Below are 26,204 nucleotides of genomic sequence, written 5' to 3'. Positions count from 1 at the left end.
GTGGGAGTTTTACTGTCCGTTAACGCGGGATAAACAAAAGGAGCTAATCTCAAAAGATTAGCTCCTTTTTCTACTCCAAAACCAATTGCTTATTATAATTCCTGTTAATCCGCCGCACGTATCCAGTAATGAATCTTGCCACATCGGTGTACGATCTCCCGTAGTCCATTGATGAATTTCATCAAATGTTGCATATCCCGCAACGAATAGAAGAGCGTATAGGAAGCACCTTTTTCTCGAATAACCCGATCGATGAAAAGCATAATACGTCAATGAACCGAGCATAAAGAACACCATAAAATGAGCACCTTTACGAAGGAAAAACTCAATAAATCCGCCTACGCCTTTATTTGCAATGCTAACAGGTGTACCACCACCATAATCGATAGATACCCACGAAAAATGCTCTTCCACAAACTCAACATTTACATATTGTTCAATATCCGAACGCATATCCTGCTTTTTATATGGTTGTGCCGAGGAATAGAAAATCAACCCCATCCATAGTAAAACAGGAATCCAAAATAACCATTTACGATTCATTCTTCCGAAACCCCTCTCTTAGTCTTTTAAGCGTACCAAAAAAAAGAATAAATTTCACGCCAAAACATGACATTCACGCCCTATTTATAAAGTGAAAGGGGGTGATAAACATGGCAGTCGAAACAATCGTAACGGACTTAACTTTACGCCTTGTCTTAAACAGTGGATTAGATAAGAACGGAAAAACAGCTTTTAAGCAAAAACAATTTAAGCGTGTTAAAACAAACGCAAACTTAGAGCAAGTACAAAACGTAGCACGTGCTCTTGCTTCTTTACAAGCATCACCGCTTCACGCTATACAACTTGTTAGCACATCAGATCTTTCTACCCTATAAGGTGGAACTCTAATCAGTGGCGGGCATCCCCCGCTGATTACACCGATCGCCCTACCCGCATATAACACGATAAATAAAAAGGAGGAAATAAAGTATGCAAGTACTAGAATTAATTTTCGCGAAAGAAGATGGAAAAACAGTTGTTTTTTCTATCGAAAAACCTATCACACCCGTCGATGCACAAGTCGTAAATCAAGTAATGGATACCATCCTTGCCTCATCTGTATTTTCATCAATTAATGAAAATACCAGAAAAAAAGGAGCCCGTCTCGTAGAAAAGAATGTATCTGAAGTTCCAATTAACTTATAAACAAAAAGACGAATCTGCATCATTTTGCAGATTCGTCTTTTTTCTTCGGCATTTCAATCGGAATAAAGATTTTTGAAAAACCGACGCATACATATTTATAGTGTTCTCCACCTATATCAAACTCGGTCGTATATGTTGAGAAGAAAATATAATCATTTCGCTTTGTATAATTCTCAATTAATAATCCAACTTGTGGCTCAACATATTTTTTCGCCAACTTCTTACCAGCCGATGCTAAATCGCCAAGGAGACCCTCTTCATTTTCCTTTTGAACTTCGTCTAGCTTCTTACTTACATCATTACGTTTCATAAACTGCTTCGCTGCCCAGTCTGTATATTCACCTTTACTCGGATTACTATTTGCTAAATATACTAGAAGCACGACAACTAGAGCCATAATAATATACTTTTTCTTCATACTATCTCACCGCCTACTCTTTTCTATTTTCATATATATGTACAAGCGATGCAAATTAGAAAGACTAACATCTATTGATTGTAAACGAATAGTCAAAATTTACAATATGAAACAGAATATTAATAATCAATTTACTTAATTCGTATATAATTATATTTGGTATTACTATCATTTATAGGGGAGGAATCAAATTTATGAATGAAGAAAATGATATTATTATTTCTAATTCTACAATGATGCTGGAACCTTACAAGCACCCTTATTATCGCACCAAAATTATCGACAGTAGCGGGAACCATCTTTACTCCTGTCAAACTGCTCTCCAACTCATCAAGCAATCTTGTCTAACCAATGTTCACTCTACTTATCAAGGTAGACGTAATGCAGTCCAAACAAACTTTAAATTTAAACAAAATGTCCCAATTCCAATTAATCATCGAGAATATATTTGTGCTTTCCCGACAGAATCTCCTTCTTCTCCAAACTGTATATGGCTATTTTATAACCATATAGATGACATAGAATTTTTCAAAAAGAGTAAAAAAGCTAACATTCATTTTTCAAATGGCACAACTACAACAATACATATCAGTCCCCATAAGTTAAAACAGCAATTATTAAAAGCTGGATACGTATTATCGCGTATGAACATGCAAGATTCACTACAATTTAAAAACCTCTTATTACATTTACTACCGTAACAGAATAAGTAGAATGGAAAGCAATATCCATTGCCTTCCATTCTTATAATCATATTTATTCTCTTAAACTATTTCGCATTTTCTCAAGTGCTTGCCGATACACCCACCTCACTTGATAATAGGTCATTTCCATCTCGTTAGCGATCTCCCCCATCGTCTTCCCTACAAAAAAACGTTCGAAAATAATATACTTCTCCTTCTCATCTAATACACTCATAAAATCCTTTGCTCTCATTTCAATATCTTTAAAATGGAAGATATCCTCATATTCTCCTACACATACACACTTTTCTTGCACTGCAAACTCTTTCTTCAATCTTTCTAATATATAACCACGCACAGTTATAACTGCATATGCAGGAAAACTTCCTTTCTCCGCATCATACCTTTCATACGCATGCCAAAGACCAATTAAACCACATTGATAATACTCTTCATGATCTTGATAAATACCTAACTTCTTTATTTGATTTACAATCATTCCTTCATACAACACAATTGCCTCTTTAAAAGTTGCTGGTTTCACACAGTACCCACTTCTAAAAGGTATACCTCTTTGTTATTCCGCCGGTACCTCCACAATATAAAAATAAAGAAGCGATTTCACTGTGAGTAATTTCAAATATTACCGCCGAAATTTTAAATTACACGAAGTAGAATTTGAAATTCTGCTGGTCGTATTTGAAATAAGGGTAAAAATAAAAAAGGTGACTCTTGGGAGAGTCACCTTTTAATCAAATCATATTATGCGCCAAAACTGTTTCCTAACCCTTTTAGAAAACCTAGTCCTATCGTTAGAATAAAGAAAATTACAATTAAAATTGTCGCTTGTTTCTTGCTTAAACCAGCCACAATATGTAACCCTAACCCTGTTAAAATTAAACTCCAAATATTAAAAATCTCAATTGAAGATGCAATGCCATTTAAAACTGTCCCTTTTTCAAATAAAGGAGCTAAACTTGTATAAGCATCCGTTCCATTTCCTTCAAAAATCAAACCTAATCCTACATTTAACAAGCTCCCAATGTAGAAAACAAGATTAGCGTATAAGTAAATAGATAATATCTTCATGTAAGGAGTATCATTTCCCATTAACATCATAATCACTTTATAAAAACCTGCTGCAATAAAGAGGCCAATAGGTGTTCCAAATAAACCAAAAAGTGCCCCGCCACCAAGTGCAAACCATTTTATCATCTGCCCATCTTGGCCATTCATTTCTTTTGCCACTTCTGGGGTATTAACCACTGATAAATAAAATACCGCAGCTGTCGTAACCGTTCCAATTAGAACAAATATGAGGAAAGCTACCCAAACCGGACTTTTCGTCTTCATTCTCTCAAACTGTTCACCTGGAGAAGTAATCATCCCTAATAATGACGGCTTTTTCGAACCTACATCTTGCGTATTAATATTCGTTTCCATTATAACGCCTCCTTATTTATACTGGCATATTTGGTAAAAATGCCGCAATTAACATAACAATCGCTGCTAAGAATAACGCTTTAATGATGAATAAAACGATAATTGGAATTGCTGCTTTCACTTTACTTACTCCCGCTGTAATTTGCAGTCCTAACCAAATTAAAACGATATTCCATAAATAAAATATTTCAATTGAACTCCCTATTCCATAAGCAACTGAACCTGGCTCAAATAATGGTCCTAAGCTTGTATATGCAGTTGGTGCGACACCTAAAATTAAAGCTATAATAGCATTAATAAATCCACCAATAATAACAACAATGTTCGTATATACAATAATCGTTACTAATTTTTTATACGAGGTATCATTCCCATAGAACATCATAAACACTTTATAAATAGCTGCAACAACGAATGTTGCAAGCATAGCACCTAAAGTACCCGATACAGTACCGTAAATAACGTCGGATGTCAGTGAACTCTGTCCCGCAAATTCACCTAGTTCTTTTTTCATTTTCACCATCTCAGGTGAAGTATTTGTAACGTACGTAGTAAAAGCACTTAACAGCCCCTGTAATAGCGCTATCAAGAAGAACATGCCCCAAACTTTCTCGCTCGTCTTCATTCTCTCAAACTGTAAACCAGGAGAGGTAATCATTCCAAACAATGATGGCTTCTCTCCGCCAGCTTTTTGCGTATTCAAATTTGCTTCCATTATAACGCCTCCTTCTATTTATATAACCCGTTCTAATGGGTGGTTTTCCTCACATAGAGGCTACGACCGCCCACTAGAACGGTATGTGTAGTAGAGAGCCTCTCTACTACACTACTAACTTATTCATAACGTAATGCTTCAATTGGATCTAATTTTGCAGCTTTATTCGCTGGAATTAATCCGAAAATAATACCAAGTGTCATAGAGAATAGTACGCCTCCAACGACAACTTCCCATGAAACGAGTGGTGGCCATTTCGCAAATGTGGAAACGATATATGCCCCGCCATACCCAAGACCAATTCCAATCAAACCACCTAGAAGCGTTAACATGACTGCTTCAATTAAAAATTGTAATAAAATTTTACTACGCGTTGCCCCAAGCGCTTTACGTATCCCAATTTCGCGCGTACGCTCCGTTACAGATACGAGCATAATATTCATAACACCAATACCACCAACGACTAATGAAATACCCGCAATACCGCCAATGATCATCGTCATAATATTAGTAACTTTAGAAACACCTTCTTGGAATTCCTTCAAGTTTACTAATTCATATTTACCTGGAATTTCACTTGGCTTACGACTATTTAATACATCAACAGCTTGTTTCCCTGCTGATTCTAAATCATCTACATTTTTGGATTGAATTGCGATACTTTGAATTTCATCTGTTCCGTATAAAACAGGCCATAACGTAATCGGAATTAACCCTTCTTCCATTTCAAATCCCATAAACTCATTATCAGATGTATACACACCGACAATTTGCATCGGTTGTCCTTTCATCTCAATAATCTGTCCTACTGGATTTACGTCCTTAAATAACGTTTCCTCTGTTTTTGTACTAATCATCACAACATTATTTGCATGAGAAATATCTGATTCGTTTAAAGTACGTCCCTTTACGACCTTTACTTTATTAACCGCAAAATATTCATTATCAAGACCAATAACATTCAGATTTGCTTTTTTATCATTTACATCAAGCACCTCTGTCGTCTGGTTTGTCGTAATAACATGTGAAACATCTTTCACTTGTTTTACTTCCATAATATCCTCTTCCGTTAACTTCGGTATTTCAAATCCACCTATAGAAAACTCATCATTCATATCTGGTTTAAACTGAATTGGCATGAGGTTATTACCAGAACCTGCGATTTTTGACTTCAACATCGCTTCCCCGCCTTGCCCAATCGCAACGACAGTAATAATAGAACCAACGCCGATAATAATACCAAGCATCGTAAGAGCTGAACGCAGTTTATGAGCTAAAATAGAAGATAGGGCAATTTTTATACTATCTAGTAAACTCATACCGCACACCTTCTATCTTCTGTAATTTTCCCGTCTCGCAGTACAATGCGGCGGGAAGAATACGCTGCTACTTCCTCTTCATGCGTAACCATAACAATCGTTGTACCTTCTGCATTAAGCTTCGTGAAAATATTCATCACTTGCTCACCAGACTTCGTATCAAGCGCACCAGTAGGCTCATCAGCCATAATGAACGTTGGATTATTCGCAATCGACCTTGCAATCGCTACACGCTGCTTCTGTCCACCTGATAGTTCATTCGGCAAATGATGAACCCTATCTGACAAACCGACTTTACCAAGCGCTTCCAGAGCCCTTTGACGACGCTCTGCTTTCTTCACACCACCGTATACGAGCGGAAGTTCAACATTTTCGACTGCCGAAAGACGCGGAAGCAAATTAAAGTGCTGAAACACAAAGCCAATATATTCATTACGAATTAAAGCAAGCTTTGACTCGTCTGCTGTTAAGATATTCACATCATTCAGCATATATTCGCCTTCTGTTGGACGATCTAAACAACCGATAATATTCATAAGCGTTGATTTACCAGAACCAGACGGTCCCATAATCGAAACGAACTCGCCGCTTTGAATTGTTAAACTAATATCATGTAAGATCGGCACTGCCAATTTTCCTTGATAATACGTTTTAGCAATATTATTTAACGTAATCATTTCTCTTTCACTTCCATTCCGTCATACACGTCGTCGGAAGGATTTTTAACCACCTTTTGCCCCACTGTTGCGCCTTCAGTAATTTCTGTCCAGTCTCCATCAGTAGAACCTTTTTTCACATTTTGTTTACGAAGCTTTCCTTTATCCTCAACATAAACAAATGCATCATCGCCTTTTTCTACAATGCTCTTAGTTGGAACAGCAATCATCGTCTTATTCTCTAAATTTACTTGCAATGAAACGTGATAACCCGGAGATAAACCATCTTGACTATCAAGACTTGCTTTATATGTATATTGGGACATATTTTGAGTCGCTTCACCCATACCACCAGCTTGAGCCATCTCTGCACTCGTTGGGAATTCACTTACCTCTGTAATTTTACCTGTCCACTTCTTCTTATTATTCGCTTTCGCAGTTACAGTAAATGTTTGATCTGGTTGAATTTGTGACTTTTGAAGCTCAGTTAACGTCCCTTGAACTTGGAATGGATCTTTAGACGCCACTTGTAAAAATGCTTTCCCTTGACCACCTAACGCTTGAGATGAGCTTTGCGCCGCATCTTTATCTAACTTTTGAACGACACCAGTAAAATTACTATAAATCGTAAGCTCTTTCTGCTTTTTACTTAACTCTTCTTTTTGCAACTTCCCTTTTTCCTTCTCAAGATCAGTTGTCTTTTGCGCCATCTCTAACTCACTTACTTGCTCGTCCATCGGATCTGTTACTTCTTTCCCAGCTCCGCTATCCTTTGCCTTCTTAATTTCTTTCTTCAACGAATCAATTTTCTTCTTTCCTTGATCATAACGCATATCTGCCATCTTTTGATCAAGCTCAGCTTGCTTCATTTGCAAGTTAATCTCTTCATTATCATAAGAGAATAACTTCGTACCTTTCTCTACCTCTTGTCCTTCTTTCACTGCAATATCTTTCACTTTTCCTTTAGTCGGATCCGCATAGAAACTTTCAATATTCCCTGGTTTCACCTGACCAGAAATTAGCTTCGTATTATTAAGCTTTCGCTCCGTTACCTTCTCAAAGCTCACAGCATCAGCCGTCGTTGCTGCGCCTTTCTTCTTCCCTTGCATTACAAAAATATTAACTGCTGCCACAATAACAATTAGTGCAATAACCCCGATAATAATCCATTTCTTCTTCTTGTTTGGAGTACGAACCGTATTTGGTATCATATTCTCGCTCCTTTTTATAACTTAATAGTTTAATAAAAAATTGTACAAAACTTTCCGAAAACGAATTACATATTATTACATTCTTTTTACAAAGTTTTACACATCCATTTATATTGTAACAAAAATTCCAATGATTAGAAATATGACATATTGTCTTTTAAGATAGATTTAAGGAAAGATTATACGAATATAAGAAAAGCCATCCAAAATGATAATTGGATAGCTTTTCAAACAAAATATTACGCCGCTTTAGGGGCTTTGCTCTCATGTCCACGTTGAACGATGAACAAGAAGACTGTTGATAAAATGGCACCTGTTAATAGTAAAATGAAACAACCATCCCAGCCAGAACGATCAACAATAACACCAATTGCTGCGTTTGCTACAAGACTTCCACCTACATAACCGAACAGACCACACATACCAACTGTCGTACCTACTGCAAATTTCGGTACTAATTCCATCGCGCTTAAACCGATTAAGAACTGTGGTACGTAAATTAAACAACCGATAATAGAAACTGCAATACTTACAACAAGTATGCTAGTTGCTTGCCAATATACAAACGTACCAATTACAACTCCGACCATACTAATGATACATAATGGCATACGTTTTCCTTTAAATAATTTATCACTTAAAAGACCCACGATTAATGAACTTGGAATTGCCATACCTTCAAAAATTGCGTACGCCGCATGTGCTTCATTTTTTGAGAAGCCTTTAACTGTCGTTAAATAAAGTGGAACCCAATTAATAACACCGAAACGAATTAAATAAACAAATGCATTCGCAATACATAAGAACCAAACAAATTTATTTTTCACTACATACTTCATTAAAATTTCTTTTGGTGACATCTTGTTAGCATTATCTGCTTTTTCAAGATTTTCATAGTCATTACGATACTCATCAATTGGAGGAAGACCTTCTGATTCTGGTGTATCCTTCGCATTAATCCAAACAAGAACTGAAATTACCATTGCGATAATTGCTGGGAAAATAAACACGCCGCCTTGCCAATGATTTTCACCAAAAATAGCTACACCAATTCCGACAAGTGGTGGCACAAGCATTCCGCCAACGTTATGTGAAATATTCCAAATACCTGTTTTCGTACCACGTTCTTTCTTCGAAAACCATTTCGTCATAACGATACTACAAGGTGGTGCTCCCATACCTTGTACAATACCATTTAGAACAAGTAGTGTAACAATCATTCCAAATGACGATGCAAAACCGAAACAAATATTTACAAGCCCTGATAAGAATAAACCGACTGCGATAAAGCGCTGGGCGAAAGCTTTATCTGACAAATTCCCCATAAAGAACTTACTAAATCCATAAACAATTGCCATAATTGAACCTAGTAGTCCAATTTCAGCTGTACTAAATCCATATTCTTGTACTAAATACGTACTTGATAACGTAAAGTTACTACGAACTAAATAATAAGCAGCATACCCAACTGAAATTCCCATCAATACACGAATACGTAATAATTTGTATACTCGATCAATCATATCTGCTGGCAATCTCTCAATTGCAGGTGCTGGCTTAAGCCATTTAAACATATTCTTTCGTCTCCTTTTCTCACTTCTGAGAGAGACGCTGTCTATTCCATATCTCGATTATTCCGCTATTTGATATATTTTGGTTTGTTCTTCTAACCGGCTGTCCTTCTATTTCTTTCTCGTTCTTCGCAAACATCGTTGGTACGCCAAACGAAACTTTTTCTAAAATATGACCCGCTTCTTCTGATAAACAATAATCAATAAATAAATCCGCAATAATACCATTCGGTGCACGTTTTAGTTTCGAAATCGCATTAACAGATAACCCTGTTTGCTCAGGTACAATACTTACAATTGGAAAGCCTTGTTTTTGAAGCATTCTCTGATCTCCCATGAAATTGATGCCTATCATATACTCACCGCTTGCAACAAGTTCTGCCGGTATGTAACCATTCACCGTTACTTCACCAACTTGTCCTGCAAGGTTTTTAACATATTCCTTCGCTTCCTCTTCACCTACAGTATCAATGAGTGATTGAAAAAAAGTATATGCTGTTCCTGAGACATTCGGATCTGGCATCACAATCTTTCCCTTATATACTGGATTTAATAAATCTTGCCACCTTGATGGATAGGGAAGTCCGAGCGGTGCTATTTCTTCATTCCACCGCTCTTTATTGATTGCAATTGCCAGCTTCTCCACTTCATAACCGTACCAATAACCGTCTTTATCTTTAACAGTTTTTGAAATACGGTTCGCGTGCTGACTCGTAACAGGAATAGATAGATTTTTTTGTTTCATCATTTGATGCGCGTCTACCGTACCGCCAATAATAATATCCGCTTTCGGATTTCCAGCTTCCTCTTCTACCCTCCGAAGAAGCTCTTCTGTCGAAAGACGAATAAATTCATACGTACAGCCGCGTTGTTTACAAAATGATGAAAGCAAAGCTTCACCAACTTCCTCACGTGCTGCTACATACGCAACAAGATGACGATCATCCAAAATAGGGAGACCACTTTTATTATATTTAATAGAGGTTGTATCTCGAGAGCAACTAGACATCGCTCCTCCAATTACTAGCAAAAAGAAGAAAAAGGCTATCTTTCTCATGACACATTCTCCTTTACAAATAAAGTGAAACTTTAATCAGTGGGGGTTTTCTTCATCCCCCACTGATTATTAGTTGAACCAATCGGACTTTTATGGGCAGTTGATCCCCCACCTAACTTCTTTGCTTTCGCTGAATTTTGAGGCGGGAGTCTTACTGCCCATTAAAGCGGGATAAATTTGCGAGGGAGCTTTTCATATACATAACATTCCCATTATTATCGCCGAGATATTGCACAACAAAGTACGATGGATATACAGAAATAGTAAGAATGTCTTCCCGCTCATTCTTTATACGCTTCCCTGTTTTATAAGCGGTAATATAAGCAATCGGTTCATTCTGTGATTGTAATAATTTCTGTATTTCTCCGTAATCTGTAATTTGCTTTGCATACCGAATCGAATCAAGTATGTGCGTAAGATTCATCGTACGTTCTACATCACCTTGGCGCACTATAACATCCTGTGCTGACGCAAAAAAATCACTAATACGGTCTGGTGTGTAATACAGGCTTAACAAATACGTTTGAAATGCTGAAATCATTGGATCCGTACCATTCTTTCCGTACATATCAGCCCCGTACTGGAACAAGTCACCTACTGCAAAAGTACGTTTATTTCCATTCAAGTACGTTACTTCTCCAGTAAATACTTGTTCTTGATTCTTAGCTTCTCTCGGTTCTATTTGAATTCGGTCAAAGAATGAAACAATCGTATGCAAACGAACTTCATCCGTTATAACAATTTCTCCCCACTTTTCATGCCTAACCTTCATTTCAGTAGGCAGGGATTCATTCACCCTTTGTAAAACAGTTTGTTTGTCATTCACTATTGTGATTCGATTATATATTTGCTTCTCCATCACATAAAACAAAATAAGAGAAACAATTATACAAAGGACAAACATAAGAATTTGAAATGATAGCCTTTTCATTTCTGCCTACCTCCAAGATAAAAAAACGTTGTTTCGAAAATACCGCATAATTGTTTCATAAATGTATCATTTAACCGCTTTCAAGTTTTTTATGTCTTCCATCCGTCTCGGAAGCAAAAATGTAATAAATATTGTAGTTCCTATTTCTTCACTACTCTCAATCCGCATACTTCCGCCCTGCTTATTCATAATCTCCTGGCAAATATACAAACCGTAACCATTCCCGTAACTAGAAGGAAGGACTTTACCTTCTGACGATTCATTCCACTCTGCAAGCACACCTTCATCTATACCGATGCCATCATCATGAACAAAAACCTTTGCCTCGCGTTCATTTACAATTACATTCATACGAATTTGCGTAGCATCGCTATACTTTATCGCATTATCAAGCACGTTTAAGAAAATCTGTTTCGTCTTATCGAAATCCGCAACAACATGTACATCTGTTAACTCATTTATCACTTCAATCTCAAATTTCTGCAGGCGCGGTTTCACAATTGAAACTGCTTCTTCTGCTAATTCCTTTATATTCACAACTGTAGGTGATACTTCAAACGTACTCGTCCCGTACTTTGAAGACTTAAGTAATTCCTCTACAAGTGATAATAAACGCTCACTCTCTACAGCCACATAACGCAGGCTCTCCTGTACATCTTCCTTCGCCTTTAACTTCGGAATTAAATCTACATAGCCAATAATCGCCGTTAACGGTGTTTTTAGCTCATGCGTAATACGGTCTAAGAAATCTTTCTGCTTCTCTTTCTCCTCTTTCAATTGCTTAATATGCAGTTCAATTCCATCAGCCATCGCATTAAAAGATGCTGAAAGCTGAGCAATTTCCACATATTCATTTAGCTCAATCTTGCTTTTATAATCACCATTCGCAAGCCGCTTTGCCATTTGTCTTAACTGATCAATCGGCTTATGAAGAGACTTTGCCAAACGAATTGCAAAGAAAATACCCGCAGCTACTAGACAAAGAGACGTCATTAAGAACGTCCAGCCAACATTTGTTAAAACTTCCTTTTCACCCGTTAACTCATTTATAAAACGAACACTTCCGATGACATCGTTTCCATAATAAACTGGGCTTGAAAACAAAAGAATTGGAGCTGGATCTCCCTCTTCAAAAACATAAGACTTCTTCCCCTTCAAAGAACTTTCAATATCAATGTTCCGATGAAGAAGCGCTCCTTTTTGCGTATCCGCAACAACATCTCCATTCTTCCCAATCATCTGTACACGGACATCCATGCGCTTTGCTAAATAGGAAGCAATTAAAAGTGAATTCGGACCGAGCGTCTCTACCTCTGCTTCCTTCTCTAAATAATTCATCGTATAAATTTGTGCTTCTACACTTAACTTTTCTAAAGAATTTGCCGCGTTATGATACATATTCTTTTCTAACGTAATATAAACAACTACGTACAAAAGAACAAAAATCGGGATTAACAGTCCCACTATTCCAAACACCATATTCCTTTTTAAAGACATACCATCACCACTTAACAATCTAGTTTATAGCCAACGCCATAAATTGTCTTAATATATTCCCCGCTATTCCCTAGCTTCTTCCGCAGTCTTTGCACCATAATATCAACCGCTCTCGTATTTCCGATATACTCAAACCCCCATACTTTCTCAAGTAACTCATCTCTCATAAATACACGCTGCGGATTGGAAACAAACAACTGACATAAATTAAACTCTCGGTACGTTAACTGAATTTCTTTTCCACTCACATGCACTTTTCTTTCCTTAGGACAGATTGTTATCTCTCCCGCTCCGATTACTTCATGACTTACCGTTACCTCTTTCTTCTTCACGCGCCGCGTCATATTCTTAATCCGAAGAATAAGCTCAGCATAATTAAATGGCTTCGTCACATAATCATCCGCACCAAGCTGCAGACCAAGCAATTTATCATTCATCTGACTCTTTGCAGTTAACATGAGCACTGGAATATCCCTATTCTTCTCACGGAACAAGCGAAGCAACTCATAACCATCTGTATCTGGAAGCATAACATCCAAAATCAGTACATCCGGTCCTTCATTCCATTTCGCTAAAGCTTCTCTTCCATCAGCCGCCGTGAGCACTTCATATCCTTCCATCTCCAACTGCATCCGAATCAAATTACGAATACTCGATTCATCATCAACTACAAGTATTTTCATTGTTCTCCTCCTTCCATCCCGTATTTATAGTACAGTTTAGTATAGCAAAAATCATACAAAAAAAGAGAGGGTATTGTCGAACATATGTTGAACGACAATACCCTCTCTTTCACTTATTATATTTTATTTAGCATACCCATTAGGTTGCTTCTGATGCCAATTCCAAGCGTGCTCAATGATTGTCTTCACATTTACATACTTAGGATCCCATCCTAACTTCTCTTTCGCTTTCTGAGAAGAAGCAACTAAACGTGCTGGATCTCCCGCACGGCGCGGTGCTACCTCAGCTGGAATTTCATGATTTGTAACTTCACGAACTGCATCAACGATTTCTTTCACGCTGAAACCATTACCATTTCCTAAGTTATAGAAATCACTCTCTCCGCCGTTCTGTAGGTCTTTAAGCCCTAAGAAGTGAGCTGCCACTAAATCTTCAACATGAATATAATCGCGGATACAAGTACCATCTGGTGTATTATAATCCTCACCAAACATCATAATCTTCTCACGTTGACCTAACGCCACTTGCAGTACAAGAGGAATTAAATGTGTCTCTGGACGGTGATCTTCCCCAATAATACCATTTGGAGTTGCACCAGCTACGTTAAAGTATCTGAAAATCTTATAACGTAAATTAGAAGCTTGGCTATACCAATGAAGCATCTTCTCGATTGCTAACTTCGTTTCTCCGTACGTATTCGTTGGATTTGTCATCGTTTCCTCAGTAATAAGGTCTACATCTACCTCACCATACGTTGCCGCAGTAGAAGAGAAAATAAACTTATCTACCTTAAACTCATCCATTACCTCTAATAAGCAAAGTGCACCATACACATTGTTATTATAATATTGAAGAGGCTTCTCCATACTAACTCCAACTAAAGAATCAGCTGCGAAATGCATAACTGCCTCAATATTTTCTTGTTTAAAAACATCTCTTAAAAATGCTTTATCACGAAGGTCGCCATTATAAAACTTCGCACCTTCCGTAATTGCATCCTCATGACCAGTTTGTAAGTTATCTACTACTATTACAGATAAACCTTCGTCTACTAATTTTTTCACAGCGTGAGAACCGATATAACCAGCTCCGCCGCAGATTAAGATTGAATTCATTGTCTTCCTCCTACATATATTAGGATTTCTTACTCACTTACTTATTATAAAAGGTATACGATTGCTCGTATACCTTTTGTGTACCTTTATTACTTAGCAACGAAATAATCCGTTACATATTGTGCCCAAACTTCGTGGCCTTTAGCACTTGGGAAACCGAATTCTTCTGTTAAATATGGCAGGATAGCCTTCGTTGATGCATCAGGCCATACTCCCCAATGATCTACATATGTATAACCATTTTGCGTCGCAAATTGCTTTAACGCCTCAATTGCCTTCGGATAATTCTTCGCACCATACACTGGGTTTGGTGGTTGAATCATAATCGTAGCACCCTTTGCGCTAGTAGAAAGTGCTTGCACAAATTTCTGTGTACTCGCAACAGAGTTTCCATTACCAGTTTTACCATTGTCAGTAATAAACGGCGGCTCGAATAAAATCACATCTGGATTTTCTTTCGCAATCTCTTTATCACGTTTATTCGCAATTAACTCGTCTGTGCTTTCACCCTTATATTCCTTTACCGTCACATTCCATAAACCTTTGCCGTAAGCAGTTTCTAAATTAGTCGTTAACTTAGCTGCCCAAGCATCTTTTTCAGATGAAGAAGCTTCATCACCAACAATAACAAGGTTTACCACCTTTTTATCCTCAGCAGCTTTCTTTAACTTCTCTTTCACTTCATCTGGTAAATTCTTCGCATATGCTTCATTAAAAGATGACTTCGCATCTTGTTTTTTCTCTGTTTTCTTCGCTCCGCTATCTTTCACTTCAGACTTCGTTTTCGTTACTTCACTCGTCTGTCCCGTCGCATTCGCAATCTTCTTATTCCAGTACAATTTACCGCTCACAACCGAAGCAACAAACAATACAAAAATAACTAGGACAAGTACTGCTTTCTTATTCATCGATTCACCTCATCTATTATTCTCACAACATATAATACTAATATAAATTCATGCAAAAATAAACCCAACTCCTACCAAAGGAGTTGGGTTATTACATATTACTTAGTAACTTCAAGATGCGCTCTTAATTTATTCGTTACATCTTGTTTCGCTGCATCTGGAACATAGTAGTACCAAATACCATCAGCGGCTTTGTGGCCGTCACCTGGGATTTGGATATCTTCACTATTTTTCAAGCAATCTTTATAGTTCTTTTGCATATCAAACATTTGATCTTGTGTTAAGTTTGTTTTCACGTTCTTTTGAATTGCCGTTAACACATCACCATAGCTTGATAGAGAAGCGAAGCTTGCACCCTTCTTAATAACAGCCTGCATTACTTGACGTTGACGCATTTGACGTCCGAAGTCACCGCGAGGGTCTTCCTTACGCATACGTGTGAATGCTAGAGCTTGGTCACCTGTTAAGTGAATATTCCCTTTTTGAAAATGATGCTCCCCAAGAGAAAATTCTAAATCATTATTCACATCAACACCGCCAACCGCATCAACAATGTCTTTAAATCCTTCCATATTCACTTCAATATAATAGTTAATCGGAACATTCAAGAATTTTTCCACTGTCGCTACAGACATGTCTACGCCACCAAATGCGTAAGCATGATTGATCTTATCACTTTTCCCTTTTCCAACAATCTCTGTATACGTATCACGGGGAATACTTACAGTTTTCATTGAATTATTTTTTGGGTTTAATGTGATAACCATTAAAGAATCTGAGCGACCTTTATCTTCACCACGTTCATCAGCTCCTAGTAATAGGATAGATACAGGTTCAGATTTGCTGATTTTTGCTGTTTCCGAACTATTGGAATCTTTATCACGTTTTAATGGTTGATGAACTTCATTTAATGTATTTGAGACTTTAGAATATACATTATAAGCGTATACTCCTCCACCTATAATCATTACCCCTATAATTCCTAGTATCCATAATAGGATTTTCTTTTTCATTCCTTTAGCCCTCTTTCAATTTATATAATAATCCCTTATTTCATATCTACTCAAGAACAATTTCCTATCAAAAATGTCGCCTTATTAATTTATACTACTTCATTTCCTTTATAAACCTTGGAGAAATATGTGATTTTTTATAAACCGAATAAATAAGTGAAGCCGTAACGACTCCACTTATCTTCTATTTTTATTAACACCATAAAATCACATTTATAACAACGTCTTAAATTCATTCTTCAAAAAGAATTGCATATTTCTCTTAAAAGTTTCAATTTCTTGTTCAGAAATTTTTTCATCTCGAATAACCTTTTGTTGAGTAGCTTGTTCAATTAAGGATAATCCCTTAATATCTGAATTTTCTTCCCTTGGAATAACATGTATATGAAGATGCCTCACAACTTCACTAATCGTTACAGTATATACACGTCCTGCCCCTAACTCTCTTTTTAGAAACAAAGACACCTTTTGGATAATTAGTCCTAGCTCCAGTAACTCATCGCTTTTTAATTCATACCAAGATTCTACATGTCTTCTAGGTTCTATATATACGTATCCCAAGATTTGTGATTCTACATTCCCCAAAGATACAATCATATTTTCCCCTTCGAAAATTACATTCTTCTTTATACAATGGTTTCTACAAATTACGCAATTATCCATAGTTATACCTCACTATATAAAATCTTCGATTACTATACTTTTCTAAAAACTCATTCCTTTTACATTACAAAAAATCAAATATATATCCCTACTGAATAATTTTTTCTTTTTTATTTAAGTAATCTGTTACAAGATTATTATAGTCTAATTGTTTCTTCAGTATAACTTCTATCATTTCTCTTACTGCACCATGTCCGCCCTTATTTGTAGTAACATATGTAACATGATTTTTTATATAATCTACTGCATCACTCGGGGCAAAAGATATTCCTACCTCTCTTATTATCGGATAATCGTTTATATCATCACCCATAAAACAAATACATGTTCTATCAATATTCAGTAACTCTATTATTTTTTGAAGAATTTTTTGTTTATCTTTTATACCTTGATAAACAAAATCTATCCCCAATTCTTTAGCTCTTATTGTAACTGCTTCAGATTTCCTTCCAGTAATAATGGCAAATTTAATTCCAGCATATCTCGCTAAACTAATGCCCATTCCATCCTTTACATTAAAGCTCTTATATTCATTCCCATTAGAACCAATTAATAAACTGCCATCAGTTAAAACCCCATCAACATCAAGTACAATTAATTTTATTTCGCTTTTCATTATACTTAAATTCCTAACTTCGTTAAATTTTGGAGATGAATCATTGAAACTGGCTGTCTATATTCATCCACTATAGGCAACACATTAATTCTTTTTTCTTCCATGATCCCTAAAGCCTCTGCGGCTAATGTACTTTCACTAATAGTTATAGGATTTTCATTATAAATTTTCTCAATTGTTTCCTCTAATGGATTAACCCCTGAAACCAAGGCTCGTCTTAAATCACCATCTGTAAGAATTCCAATAATTTTACCTTCCTCATTAACTATACTTATTGCACCTAGCCCCGAAGATGTCATTTTAAAAATAACATCTTTTACACTGGACTCACGAAAAGCAATTGGATTTTTATCATAGTCTTCAATAATATCTCTTATCGTTAATAATAATCTCTTACCTAAAGAACCTCCTGGGTGAAAGACTGCAAAATTTTCTGGTTTAAATTCCCTCGCCTTTAATAAAGCAATTGCAAGAGCATCCCCAAGAGCTAGGGTTAGTGTTGTACTAGTAGTTGGTGCCAATCCTAATGGACAAGCTTCTTGTACTTTTCCAATACTCAATACTCGATCAGCTTTTTTCGCTAATGTTGAATCTTCATTACCTACTAGCCCAATAATTTTAGCACCAATTCTTTTAACAGATGGTACAATATTAAGGACCTCTTCCGATTCTCCACTGTTAGAAAGTGCTAATACTATATCAGTTGATGTTACCATCCCTAAGTCGCCATGTAACCCTTCTGCGGGATGTAAAAAAAATGAGGGGGTTCCAGTACTTGCAAATGTAGCTGCCATCTTTTTACCAACAATACCAGACTTACCAACACCAGTAATTACAAGTCGTCCTTTACATTCTAGTATCATTTCAACTGTTTCATTTATGCCTTCACTAATGTTATCACTTAATTCAAGCAAGGCCTTCGCTTCTTTAAAAAGGACATCTTGAATATCCTTAGAATAATCACTCTTAGTAGTTCTATTAATTAATTTAGACATCGATGGACTCCCTTTACAATTATTTAATTCCTTTTACAATTTTATCTATATCAACAATTGGTTTTAACACCTCTTCTAGATTTTCAAGCTTAATCATATTTGGTCCATCAGACCAGGCGCTATCTGGGTTTGGGTGCACCTCTGTAAATAACGCATCCATTCCTACAGCTGCTGCCGCACGTCCTAAGTAAGGTACAAATTCTCTCTTTCCACCAGTAGTGGTTCCTTGCCCTCCCGGAATTTGAACGCTATGTGTTGCATCAAAAACAACAGGTACTCCTAATTCTCTCATCTGTGGTATTGAACGCATATCAACTACTAAATTGTTATAACCAAAAGTAGACCCTCTCTCAGTAAGAAGAATCTGCTCATTACCTGCTTCTTGCAATTTAACGATAACGTTTTTCATATCCCATGGAGCAAGGAATTGCCCTTTTTTAACATTAATAATTTTATTTGTTTTTGCCGCTGCAATTAGTAAGTCTGTTTGACGACAAAGGAATGCTGGAATTTGAATAATGTCCAAGACTTGTCCAGCAAGCTCCGCCTGACTTGCCTCATGAATATCAGAAGTAACAGGTATACCAAATTTCTCTTTAACATCTGATAATATTTCCAAGCCCTTCTCAATTCCAGGACCTCTATTTGAAAATATCGAGGATCGATTAGCCTTATCGAAAGATGCTTTAAAAACAAACGGGATATTTAGCTTATCTGTAATTTCTTTTACAGCTGCAGCAGTTTCCATTACAAGTTGCTCACTCTCAATTACACAAGGACCCGCTATCAATACAAAAGGATTATTTCCACCGAATGTAATATTATCATTTAATTTTATAGTCTTAACCATATACTATTTCCTCCATTAATCTTTCGACTTTTTTTATATCTTCTGGAGTATCTACTCCTACAGCCTCATAGGCAGTTTCAACAACTTTTATACTATAACCATTTTCAAGAAGCCGCAACTGTTCCAGCATCTCTATCTTTTCAAGTTTAGATTTTGATAACTTTACAAACTCAGTTAATATTGGTCGAGGATAGCAATAAATACCCAAGTGTTTATACAAATCAATCTCTTCGGCACCTCGATTATAAGGAATAGGGGATCTTGAGAAATATAAAGCCTCATTATTATTTGCTGTTACAACTTTCACTATATTTGGATTATCTATTTCTATTTCATCTTCTATTTTTTTCATAGCCGTTATAACGCTACTAGTATCATTCTTACTTTCTTTTATAACTTTATCAATAAGTTCTGGATGAATAAGTGGTTCATCACCTTGTATATTGATAAATATGTCCCCTTCAACCTTTTCAGCTACTTCCGCAATACGATCCGAACCTGATTCATGATCGGCCTTAGTCATTATAACTTTTCCACCAAACATATTTACACTATTGAAAATTGACTCGTGATCGGTTGCTATTATTACTTCATCAACTAAATTAGCCAAACTTACTCTCTCGTAAACACGTTGAATCATGGGCTTACCCTTGATTTCAGCTAAAGGTTTTCCTGGAAAACGAGTAGAACCATATCGGGCTGGTATTACTGCAACAACTTTCATTTTTTTATCCTACCTTTCCTTGTTAGATACTTTATTTAAGAATCCACATTTCTCTTATTTTTTGTTCTATAAATCTTCTTTTGTAAAACAAAGCAGTAAATGTTATACATGTGATGATCAAACGAACAATAAGAAAATTATAAAGGGTCATAAGAAAAATACTAATAGCTATAAATACAATTGATACCTGGATAAAGAATCTAATATCATATATACTATTACTCTCTATTTTTTTCATAAACAAGTAGTGAAGTATCATAAAAACCAAATAACCTATAGCAGTGGTATACGCTGCTGCAATGAATCCCAGCATAGGTATAAAGATGTAATTAAGTAGTATATTTAACAATGCGGCACCTACAGTACAAATCATAATAAATACTGTTTTTTTATGATAAAACTCTATGTTAGTGAAGAACCCCGTAACAACAAAGAAATATAAACCAATAGTAACAGGAGGAATTATCCACATAGCTTCAGAATAACTTGGTGGTGCTAAGATACTTATTATCTCAGGAGCAAAACTAATAAACATAATGCTAACAACACCATATATGACTAAAATGTAGTTTGCCACCTTGCCTATCTCTTTATATTTTTGTTCTTTCATTTTTTTTAAAGTAAATGGAGATAGTGAGGAATTAATGGCCGCATATATAATTTGAAGAATTGATGCGGCTGTATAACCTAAGGTATAAATACCAGCCTTATCTACCCCTATAATATTTGCTATCATAATGCGATCAGCCTGCGATAAGACAAAGAAAGATAAATAATGTGGTATGAGTGGTAAATTAAAAACAAGCACATACTTCCAGTACCGCAAATTAACTGAACATTTCGCACGTAATAAAATATAAATGTAGATCATGCTATTAACAAATATATTTATAAGCCCACTAATTACTATCACAATAGTAGCTTTATCTCCTGATATGTGTAGCACTGCAATAATTGCTATTATTTGAGATGCCATAGCTGTTAATACAGTTACTACAGTTAATCCTTTGTATTTATAGTCAAATTTTTGTTCAGCCGACCAATATCCAAGAGCCGGATTTACCAAAAAACCTATAAACATTATTGTCATTTGTAAATTAGATAGGTTAGTTATATTAAGTACACTATCCTTTAAAATTAAAAATATTATATACCACACACCTGCAGAGATACTTGATAGAATAAGAATTGAAGAAGCAAATCTAGCTTTATCCTCTTTAAAATCAAGTAATCCATTACTAAAAACACCTGCAGATAATGAAAGAGTAACAACCACCGTCAACGCTGCTTGCCATGCATTAAACAAACCTATGGTTCCATAGTCAGTCTCACTCATAATTCTTGTATATATTGGAGTAACTAAAAAACGTATTCCAGCTGTAAGTATACTAGATATTAAAAACCAAAAAGAAGCCTTAATAGGCGCTGGTGTATTTTTATATTTATTGATAATTGACATTATTCTCATCCACATTACCCTTCAAAAATGTTAATTCATCCAGATTGACTCGTTCAAAGATTTCTAATTTCCCACCTCGAGATGCATTATATATTTTCACACCGTTTTTTTCTGCATATTCTTGTGCAACTTTATACGATTGTGCCATTAAATATCCTGCATTAAGGTCAGTTTGTGTTATATAATCTTTTAAATAATTTTTCCCCTTTTCTGTATAATTACAATCTACACCTAACAAATATATTTCTTTAAATCCCATATACACAGCCAATTGCATTAGGGAATAGGTTATGGTAAATCCATCGTATATTACGGAAAAAGCATCGTCACTAAATTTTGTGAAATGCTTTAATTTGACTCCATTATGATCTAACAAATTTAAAGGATACGCAATAAAATCACCTGATATTGGAGGTGAAAGTTTTTTAGTAGATATCCCACAAAATGTATATGGCATATTTGCAGTAGAAATGGCTTCTTTTAACTTCTCATAAGCTCTTAAATCTTGTATCCCATAATAAGTCGGTCTCCAGCTCGTATCTTCATAAGACAATACAATGGAATTCATACTAAATGTAGATTCATTTTTTAACATTTCTAAATCCTCTAGCTTTAAACTTGGGCCTGTTGCTACTATAAAACAACGTTCACCTTCATGCTTATCCTTAAATCCCTTAAGTTTTTCATAATTATATCCACTGTAGATGCCATATTTCCTAAGCATACGAAAAAAATTAAATGTCATAATTCTAGGCATATACCTGAAGATCCAGAGAAGGGAATAATGAATATATTTATTATTCTTAATCACTCTCTCTTTTATTACTTTAATCATCCACTTTCCCTCCATTTGGATAACTATCAATATGTTTATAGTTGATTTGTTGGTTATGCCTTTTCCTAGTTACTATTTTTTCTAATAACCACATAAATATCGGTATCCATAACAATACCCTTGGTATTTTAGTAATAGTAGAACGCACTGAAAAAATTATATCTATACCAGCTGGAATAAACATAGCTACCTTATAATAATTCATCTGCTTTAAGTTTTTTTCGATATATTGGCTAAATAATTGAATTAAGAAACCATATATAGCTATACCAAAGATACCCTTAGTACCAAAATCAAAATAAAAATCTGCTATATACGATCCTCCAAGATGCCAGATATCCAGTCTCTCTATTAAATTATATTCAGTAAAATTGATATTACTAAATATACTTGATACGAATGGAATTGCAGACATACTAGCAGTAACTATTTGCATTCCACCTGCATAATCTACCAATCCATTACTACCGACTTTTTCTATAACCTCACAAACAACATTTATCGTCAATCCGAACTCTTCAAGGGTTCCTAAAATAGGATTACTTTGATTAGATAATAACCCCTCATAAATCTTGTCAAAACTTAAACCATAGCTTCTTGTATTTCTAATCACAATAAATAAGGACAAGATAAAGTACCCTATAAAACTACCCAAAATCACAAATTTTCGATTGAATTTTTTTACAGAACTATGATATAAATATAACATAATTAGTATATTTAATATTGCATATGCCCTCATGCCAGTAAACATTGTAATAAATTTATATAATATATAAATTATCAAGATGCATTTCGCTTTCCATTTGTGATTTTTATTAGAAACCATAAGCAAAAAAATTGCCGGATTAACTAAATAGGATACATATCTTAAACCTAAATTCACCCCAAACTCATGAACAGAAGAATATCCTCCTGCACCCATTTGCTTGATTTGATTAAATAATAGATATAAATCTATCGGAAGTGAAACAACAAGCAAAATAGCACCTAACACACCATAGTATTGTTGATTTTTATTTATTCCTTTCACACTAATACTAGGATTTTCTTTCCCCTTAGATTTCTTAGCAAGCATCATACCCAAAAATAAAAAAGCTACACTAAGCATGCTAAAATTCATAACTGCTCTATATATCTCTTCCCCATATTTATACAAACCGACACCATATGCTAGGTCTACAAAACTATAATTAATTGAGAGTAGAAACAAATGTGAAAAATGGAATACATACGAAAATATTAAGAACATCCCTGCGATTGATATTATATTAATCCTTAAATATTTCATAAAGATTAATTGTATAAATATTGTTATAAGCAATGTTGCATTTATATATATCATCCATTTCTCATAGCTAAGGCCCTCTGTCCGCTTCAAAATCAACCACAGTATCCCAATATATCCTAAGTAAAGAAATGCCAAAAGCATCTTATTGGTTTTTTTTAGCTTCACACACCTTCCCCCTCTGCATATTTCTCGTATATTTTTTGAATCCCTTTAACCGAACTTTCCATTTCATACCCTGCTTGTTTCATCTCATCAAAAGTATTCTCCCTTGTATCATCATCTGAATACTTAAGAATTTGTTCCGTCCAATAATCAACTGACTGAGTTAAAGATACAAACTCTACTAAGTTTGTAACTTTTACTTCCTTTGTTATGGTATCTGCAACTATACATGGCAAACCTGCACTTTGAGCCTCTATTAACGAGACTGGTAGCCCCTCATAATGGGATGGCAATAAAAATACATCCATAGCCTGTAAAATTTTATTTACATCATTTCTAGCACCTAAGAATTTAACCTTATTCTCAAGTCCTAGCTCATAAACCTTATTTTTTATCTCTTCCTCTAATTCACCATCACCGATAAGTAATAATGCAGTATCTTTTCTGGTTTTCACTATATTTTTATAGACATCCAGAATAAAACTATGATTTTTTTGATAAGATAGTCGGCCCACATTACCAATTACAAATTTCCCTTCAAGGCCAAGTTCCTCTCGTATTTCTTTCCTAACTGTAGGATTAAAGTTATACTTTTTGACGTCTATAGCATTATTAATCACAGTAAAGTCGGCCTTTTTTCCAAATAAAGATGTACCTGCTAATTTCGAACAAGCAAATAGCTCTGTTGAAAATAATTTAAATGGAACTCTAAAGAATGGGATTATTTTTTCGTTTTTTCCGAAACTTGTATTATGAGAATGACATATTCTTCCTGGGGTGCGTGCTAAGGTTCCAGCTATAGCAGAAAATAAGGCCGCTTCATTAGTATGTGCATGAATAACATCATATTTCTCTGTACGTAATATCCTATATGTTTCAGATATAAATTTCCCAATTCCCTTTCCACTACGTTCTATGAAATAAATTTTCGAATCGTATTTTTCAAGATCTTTTTTACGACTATGATCTAAACCATTAAATAATACAAAATCAATCTTAAATCTTGAGTGATCTATATTCTTATGTATATTTAATACAACACTCTCCACTCCTCCGGAGCCAAATGCACCAAGTATATACAAAATTTTCATTTGAGCCATAGAGAAATCCTCATCTTTCATTCTTTAATATCTAAAATATAATTATTAATAGCTTTTTTAAATTTTTCATTATCTGCATTTACATCTAATAAAAATTGATCACACGAATCATAAAACTCTTCCCAATCTATATTTCTATAGTAATGATAAATATCATCACAAACTGTATCAGAGTTTAAATCCACACTGTAACCAAATCCATAATTACATGCAACTTCCTCCATATACGTATCTGGTGAAACTAGGATAGGTAATCCTAATAAAGCTGCATAATATAACTTATTGGATAAGGCATAATCGAGGAGCATCGAATTATTTCCATAGAGATTATTTATCATATCAGTCATTTTATAATAATCCATCGTTTTTTCTGGCGGAAATCGGTCGATAAGATTAACATTGCTGACTTTTAAATTTTCACAATATGAACGTAATGCAAAAGCATCCGCACCAATGAAGTTTAAAACAAATCTTTGATCGTTTGCAAATCTAGCTATCACCTTTTTATTTTGTTCATGAAATCTAATCAAACCTATAAAGGAAATACTAATTTTATTCTCATTTATTATCTTTGTATTTCTAAAATCACGGATAGTAGATTTAGAAATACTGATATCATTATGAGATAAAACATAATCATACTTTGGCAAAAAAGATTCGTAACCCTTAGAAGAAATAACCGCTAAAGCCGAATGCTCTATCAAATCCTTTTCAAAAGCATAAAACAATGGATTCTTTTCCATAGTATAATCGCGAATATCAATAATATATTTCTTTTTATAATATTTTTTCAATACACTTTTCAACAGAATACCCGTTGTTGTGTGAAGAACAATTACTCCATCATAATTGTTCTTCTCTAAAATGCTTTTTGCAAATGCCCTAAATTTCATATAGCCTACTAACTTCTGTTTTTTGCTTAAATTTTCATTCATTTGATATTCAAAAGGAAATAAATTTTCAGCCGACGATGTCTCTTTTACACCATGCCTATTCCAATATATTACATCATAAGGATTATCTATATTTTCTTCATACTTTGATAGATATGGAACTAGATACATATTACTTAAACAAACAAAACATATTTTAGCTTTCAT

General features: G+C 35.1%; 29 protein-coding genes. 3 read left to right on the top strand and 26 right to left on the bottom strand.

The window, feature by feature from the left end; translation table 11 throughout:
* Positions 1–57: 57 nt before the first annotated feature.
* Complete coding sequence (locus tag ACUN0F_RS06750; protein ID WP_001080700.1) at positions 58–543, bottom strand: VanZ family protein; 486 nt, start codon at positions 541–543, stop codon at positions 58–60.
* Positions 544–653: 110 nt separating this feature from the next.
* On the opposite strand from ACUN0F_RS06750, the gene ACUN0F_RS06745 reads away from it, so the two are divergent.
* Together ACUN0F_RS06745 and ACUN0F_RS06740 are read left to right on the top strand one after the other, a co-directional pair.
* Complete coding sequence (locus tag ACUN0F_RS06745) at positions 654–878, top strand: DUF1659 domain-containing protein (RefSeq protein ID WP_000257711.1); 225 nt, start codon at positions 654–656, stop codon at positions 876–878.
* 94 nt (positions 879–972) lie between these two features.
* Entirely contained in the window at positions 973–1,188 is a 216-nt protein-coding gene (locus tag ACUN0F_RS06740) for a DUF2922 domain-containing protein (protein WP_001197599.1), read from the top strand.
* Between the two features lie 19 nt (positions 1,189–1,207).
* Here ACUN0F_RS06740 and ACUN0F_RS06735 read toward each other — a convergent pair whose 3' ends face one another.
* Positions 1,208–1,606 (bottom strand): DUF4359 domain-containing protein, encoded by a 399-nt coding sequence (locus tag ACUN0F_RS06735; RefSeq protein ID WP_000731403.1) that lies wholly within the window; start codon positions 1,604–1,606, stop codon positions 1,208–1,210.
* Between the two features lie 194 nt (positions 1,607–1,800).
* Here ACUN0F_RS06735 and ACUN0F_RS06730 point away from each other — a divergent pair, with 194 nt between their 5' ends.
* Entirely contained in the window at positions 1,801–2,307 is a 507-nt protein-coding gene (locus ACUN0F_RS06730; RefSeq protein WP_048542596.1) for a competence protein ComK, read from the top strand.
* Positions 2,308–2,362: 55 nt separating this feature from the next.
* On the opposite strand, the gene ACUN0F_RS06725 is transcribed toward ACUN0F_RS06730, so the two are convergent.
* The 24 genes from ACUN0F_RS06725 to ACUN0F_RS06610 all read right to left on the bottom strand — a co-directional run bounded on the left by ACUN0F_RS06725 (position 2,363) and on the right by ACUN0F_RS06610 (position 26,204).
* The gene (locus ACUN0F_RS06725; protein ID WP_445539289.1) at positions 2,363–2,833 is read right to left on the bottom strand and encodes a sigma-70 family RNA polymerase sigma factor; all 471 of its coding nucleotides are present in this window, start codon (positions 2,831–2,833) and stop codon (positions 2,363–2,365) included.
* Positions 2,834–3,051: 218 nt separating this feature from the next.
* Entirely contained in the window at positions 3,052–3,732 is a 681-nt protein-coding gene (locus tag ACUN0F_RS06720; protein WP_149212904.1) for a Yip1 family protein, read from the bottom strand.
* Between the two features lie 16 nt (positions 3,733–3,748).
* Entirely contained in the window at positions 3,749–4,447 is a 699-nt protein-coding gene (locus ACUN0F_RS06715) for a Yip1 family protein (protein WP_445539288.1), read from the bottom strand.
* A 119-nt stretch (positions 4,448–4,566) separates the two neighbouring features.
* Entirely contained in the window at positions 4,567–5,766 is a 1,200-nt protein-coding gene (locus ACUN0F_RS06710; RefSeq protein WP_264461352.1) for an ABC transporter permease, read from the bottom strand.
* Positions 5,763–6,443 (bottom strand): ABC transporter ATP-binding protein, encoded by a 681-nt coding sequence (locus tag ACUN0F_RS06705; RefSeq protein ID WP_048542605.1) that lies wholly within the window; start codon positions 6,441–6,443, stop codon positions 5,763–5,765. The genes ACUN0F_RS06710 and ACUN0F_RS06705 overlap by 4 nt, the downstream gene beginning before the upstream one ends.
* Positions 6,440–7,633: an efflux RND transporter periplasmic adaptor subunit gene (locus ACUN0F_RS06700; RefSeq protein WP_445539287.1), complete on the bottom strand. Its 1,194-nt coding sequence runs from the start codon at positions 7,631–7,633 to the stop codon at positions 6,440–6,442. Before ACUN0F_RS06700 ends, ACUN0F_RS06705 begins: the two co-directional genes overlap by 4 nt.
* A 239-nt stretch (positions 7,634–7,872) precedes the next feature.
* Positions 7,873–9,207 (bottom strand): MFS transporter, encoded by a 1,335-nt coding sequence (locus ACUN0F_RS06695; RefSeq protein WP_000477580.1) that lies wholly within the window; start codon positions 9,205–9,207, stop codon positions 7,873–7,875.
* A gap of 19 nt (positions 9,208–9,226) precedes the next feature.
* Positions 9,227–10,261, bottom strand: a complete 1,035-nt coding sequence (locus ACUN0F_RS06690) for an ABC transporter substrate-binding protein (protein WP_445539286.1) — start codon at positions 10,259–10,261, stop codon at positions 9,227–9,229.
* Positions 10,262–10,412: 151 nt separating this feature from the next.
* The gene (locus tag ACUN0F_RS06685; protein ID WP_445539285.1) at positions 10,413–11,192 is read right to left on the bottom strand and encodes a DUF3919 family protein; all 780 of its coding nucleotides are present in this window, start codon (positions 11,190–11,192) and stop codon (positions 10,413–10,415) included.
* 66 nt (positions 11,193–11,258) lie between these two features.
* Positions 11,259–12,689, bottom strand: a complete 1,431-nt coding sequence (locus ACUN0F_RS06680) for a HAMP domain-containing sensor histidine kinase (protein ID WP_445539284.1) — start codon at positions 12,687–12,689, stop codon at positions 11,259–11,261.
* Positions 12,690–12,700: 11 nt separating this feature from the next.
* Positions 12,701–13,372, bottom strand: a complete 672-nt coding sequence (locus tag ACUN0F_RS06675) for a response regulator transcription factor (protein WP_445539283.1) — start codon at positions 13,370–13,372, stop codon at positions 12,701–12,703.
* 123 nt (positions 13,373–13,495) lie between these two features.
* Positions 13,496–14,488 (bottom strand): UDP-glucose 4-epimerase GalE, encoded by a 993-nt coding sequence (gene galE / locus ACUN0F_RS06670; protein ID WP_445539282.1) that lies wholly within the window; start codon positions 14,486–14,488, stop codon positions 13,496–13,498.
* Between the two features lie 89 nt (positions 14,489–14,577).
* Positions 14,578–15,396: an SGNH/GDSL hydrolase family protein gene (locus tag ACUN0F_RS06665; protein ID WP_445539281.1), complete on the bottom strand. Its 819-nt coding sequence runs from the start codon at positions 15,394–15,396 to the stop codon at positions 14,578–14,580.
* Positions 15,397–15,494: 98 nt separating this feature from the next.
* Positions 15,495–16,409, bottom strand: coding sequence for a polyisoprenyl-teichoic acid--peptidoglycan teichoic acid transferase TagU (gene tagU / locus ACUN0F_RS06660; RefSeq protein WP_445539280.1), 915 nt, complete (start codon positions 16,407–16,409; stop codon positions 15,495–15,497).
* A gap of 213 nt (positions 16,410–16,622) precedes the next feature.
* Positions 16,623–17,072 (bottom strand): HIT family protein, encoded by a 450-nt coding sequence (locus ACUN0F_RS06655; protein ID WP_445539279.1) that lies wholly within the window; start codon positions 17,070–17,072, stop codon positions 16,623–16,625.
* An 88-nt stretch (positions 17,073–17,160) separates the two neighbouring features.
* Positions 17,161–17,688 carry a KdsC family phosphatase gene (locus tag ACUN0F_RS06650; RefSeq protein ID WP_445539278.1) on the bottom strand — a complete coding sequence of 176 codons (528 nt, stop codon included), beginning with the start codon at positions 17,686–17,688 and terminating at the stop codon, positions 17,161–17,163.
* Positions 17,689–17,693: 5 nt separating this feature from the next.
* Complete coding sequence (locus tag ACUN0F_RS06645) at positions 17,694–18,683, bottom strand: KpsF/GutQ family sugar-phosphate isomerase (protein WP_445539277.1); 990 nt, start codon at positions 18,681–18,683, stop codon at positions 17,694–17,696.
* A 19-nt stretch (positions 18,684–18,702) separates the two neighbouring features.
* On the bottom strand, positions 18,703–19,533 hold the full coding sequence (kdsA, locus tag ACUN0F_RS06640) for a 3-deoxy-8-phosphooctulonate synthase (protein ID WP_327812889.1): 831 nt from the start codon (positions 19,531–19,533) through the stop codon (positions 18,703–18,705).
* Positions 19,526–20,257 carry a 3-deoxy-manno-octulosonate cytidylyltransferase gene (gene kdsB / locus ACUN0F_RS06635; RefSeq protein WP_445539276.1) on the bottom strand — a complete coding sequence of 244 codons (732 nt, stop codon included), beginning with the start codon at positions 20,255–20,257 and terminating at the stop codon, positions 19,526–19,528. Before kdsB ends, kdsA begins: the two co-directional genes overlap by 8 nt.
* Before the next feature lie 31 nt (positions 20,258–20,288).
* A complete protein-coding gene (locus tag ACUN0F_RS06630; protein ID WP_445539275.1) occupies positions 20,289–21,716 on the bottom strand; it encodes an oligosaccharide flippase family protein in 1,428 nt (475 codons plus the stop codon).
* Positions 21,700–22,551 carry a 6-hydroxymethylpterin diphosphokinase MptE-like protein gene (locus tag ACUN0F_RS06625; protein ID WP_445539274.1) on the bottom strand — a complete coding sequence of 284 codons (852 nt, stop codon included), beginning with the start codon at positions 22,549–22,551 and terminating at the stop codon, positions 21,700–21,702. Before ACUN0F_RS06625 ends, ACUN0F_RS06630 begins: the two co-directional genes overlap by 17 nt.
* Positions 22,544–24,007, bottom strand: a complete 1,464-nt coding sequence (wzy, locus tag ACUN0F_RS06620) for an O-antigen polysaccharide polymerase Wzy (protein WP_445539273.1) — start codon at positions 24,005–24,007, stop codon at positions 22,544–22,546. The genes ACUN0F_RS06625 and wzy overlap by 8 nt, the downstream gene beginning before the upstream one ends.
* Positions 24,004–25,104 (bottom strand): glycosyltransferase family 1 protein, encoded by a 1,101-nt coding sequence (locus ACUN0F_RS06615; RefSeq protein WP_445539272.1) that lies wholly within the window; start codon positions 25,102–25,104, stop codon positions 24,004–24,006. Before ACUN0F_RS06615 ends, wzy begins: the two co-directional genes overlap by 4 nt.
* 17 nt (positions 25,105–25,121) lie before the next feature.
* Positions 25,122–26,204 (bottom strand): hypothetical protein, encoded by a 1,083-nt coding sequence (locus ACUN0F_RS06610; RefSeq protein ID WP_445539271.1) that lies wholly within the window; start codon positions 26,202–26,204, stop codon positions 25,122–25,124.

The organism is Bacillus sp. 1A (genome assembly GCF_052682215.1).
This window is presented reverse-complemented; position numbering and strand designations above follow the sequence as displayed.

What these genes read in the sequence shown, in the direction of transcription:
- ACUN0F_RS06625 (WP_445539274.1), bottom strand. Translation starts at nt 22,551, where the DNA reads ATGATTAAAGTAATAAAAGAGAGAGTGATTAAGAATAATAAATATATT.
- ACUN0F_RS06700 (WP_445539287.1), bottom strand. Translation starts at nt 7,633, where the DNA reads ATGATACCAAATACGGTTCGTACTCCAAACAAGAAGAAGAAATGGATT.
- ACUN0F_RS06675 (WP_445539283.1), bottom strand. Translation starts at nt 13,372, where the DNA reads ATGAAAATACTTGTAGTTGATGATGAATCGAGTATTCGTAATTTGATT.
- ACUN0F_RS06690 (WP_445539286.1), bottom strand. Translation starts at nt 10,261, where the DNA reads ATGAGAAAGATAGCCTTTTTCTTCTTTTTGCTAGTAATTGGAGGAGCG.
- ACUN0F_RS06695 (WP_000477580.1), bottom strand. Translation starts at nt 9,207, where the DNA reads ATGTTTAAATGGCTTAAGCCAGCACCTGCAATTGAGAGATTGCCAGCA.
- galE (WP_445539282.1), bottom strand. Translation starts at nt 14,488, where the DNA reads ATGAATTCAATCTTAATCTGCGGCGGAGCTGGTTATATCGGTTCTCAC.
- ACUN0F_RS06730 (WP_048542596.1), top strand. Translation starts at nt 1,801, where the DNA reads ATGAATGAAGAAAATGATATTATTATTTCTAATTCTACAATGATGCTG.
- ACUN0F_RS06750 (WP_001080700.1), bottom strand. Translation starts at nt 543, where the DNA reads ATGAATCGTAAATGGTTATTTTGGATTCCTGTTTTACTATGGATGGGG.
- ACUN0F_RS06720 (WP_149212904.1), bottom strand. Translation starts at nt 3,732, where the DNA reads ATGGAAACGAATATTAATACGCAAGATGTAGGTTCGAAAAAGCCGTCA.
- ACUN0F_RS06610 (WP_445539271.1), bottom strand. Translation starts at nt 26,204, where the DNA reads ATGAAAGCTAAAATATGTTTTGTTTGTTTAAGTAATATGTATCTAGTT.
- ACUN0F_RS06680 (WP_445539284.1), bottom strand. Translation starts at nt 12,689, where the DNA reads ATGTCTTTAAAAAGGAATATGGTGTTTGGAATAGTGGGACTGTTAATC.
- ACUN0F_RS06705 (WP_048542605.1), bottom strand. Translation starts at nt 6,443, where the DNA reads ATGATTACGTTAAATAATATTGCTAAAACGTATTATCAAGGAAAATTG.
- kdsB (WP_445539276.1), bottom strand. Translation starts at nt 20,257, where the DNA reads ATGAAAGTTGTTGCAGTAATACCAGCCCGATATGGTTCTACTCGTTTT.
- ACUN0F_RS06740 (WP_001197599.1), top strand. Translation starts at nt 973, where the DNA reads ATGCAAGTACTAGAATTAATTTTCGCGAAAGAAGATGGAAAAACAGTT.
- ACUN0F_RS06655 (WP_445539279.1), bottom strand. Translation starts at nt 17,072, where the DNA reads ATGGATAATTGCGTAATTTGTAGAAACCATTGTATAAAGAAGAATGTA.
- ACUN0F_RS06615 (WP_445539272.1), bottom strand. Translation starts at nt 25,104, where the DNA reads ATGGCTCAAATGAAAATTTTGTATATACTTGGTGCATTTGGCTCCGGA.
- kdsA (WP_327812889.1), bottom strand. Translation starts at nt 19,533, where the DNA reads ATGGTTAAGACTATAAAATTAAATGATAATATTACATTCGGTGGAAAT.
- ACUN0F_RS06630 (WP_445539275.1), bottom strand. Translation starts at nt 21,716, where the DNA reads ATGTCAATTATCAATAAATATAAAAATACACCAGCGCCTATTAAGGCT.
- ACUN0F_RS06745 (WP_000257711.1), top strand. Translation starts at nt 654, where the DNA reads ATGGCAGTCGAAACAATCGTAACGGACTTAACTTTACGCCTTGTCTTA.
- ACUN0F_RS06710 (WP_264461352.1), bottom strand. Translation starts at nt 5,766, where the DNA reads ATGAGTTTACTAGATAGTATAAAAATTGCCCTATCTTCTATTTTAGCT.
- ACUN0F_RS06685 (WP_445539285.1), bottom strand. Translation starts at nt 11,192, where the DNA reads ATGAAAAGGCTATCATTTCAAATTCTTATGTTTGTCCTTTGTATAATT.
- tagU (WP_445539280.1), bottom strand. Translation starts at nt 16,409, where the DNA reads ATGAAAAAGAAAATCCTATTATGGATACTAGGAATTATAGGGGTAATG.
- ACUN0F_RS06715 (WP_445539288.1), bottom strand. Translation starts at nt 4,447, where the DNA reads ATGGAAGCAAATTTGAATACGCAAAAAGCTGGCGGAGAGAAGCCATCA.
- ACUN0F_RS06665 (WP_445539281.1), bottom strand. Translation starts at nt 15,396, where the DNA reads ATGAATAAGAAAGCAGTACTTGTCCTAGTTATTTTTGTATTGTTTGTT.
- ACUN0F_RS06650 (WP_445539278.1), bottom strand. Translation starts at nt 17,688, where the DNA reads ATGAAAAGCGAAATAAAATTAATTGTACTTGATGTTGATGGGGTTTTA.
- ACUN0F_RS06735 (WP_000731403.1), bottom strand. Translation starts at nt 1,606, where the DNA reads ATGAAGAAAAAGTATATTATTATGGCTCTAGTTGTCGTGCTTCTAGTA.
- ACUN0F_RS06645 (WP_445539277.1), bottom strand. Translation starts at nt 18,683, where the DNA reads ATGTCTAAATTAATTAATAGAACTACTAAGAGTGATTATTCTAAGGAT.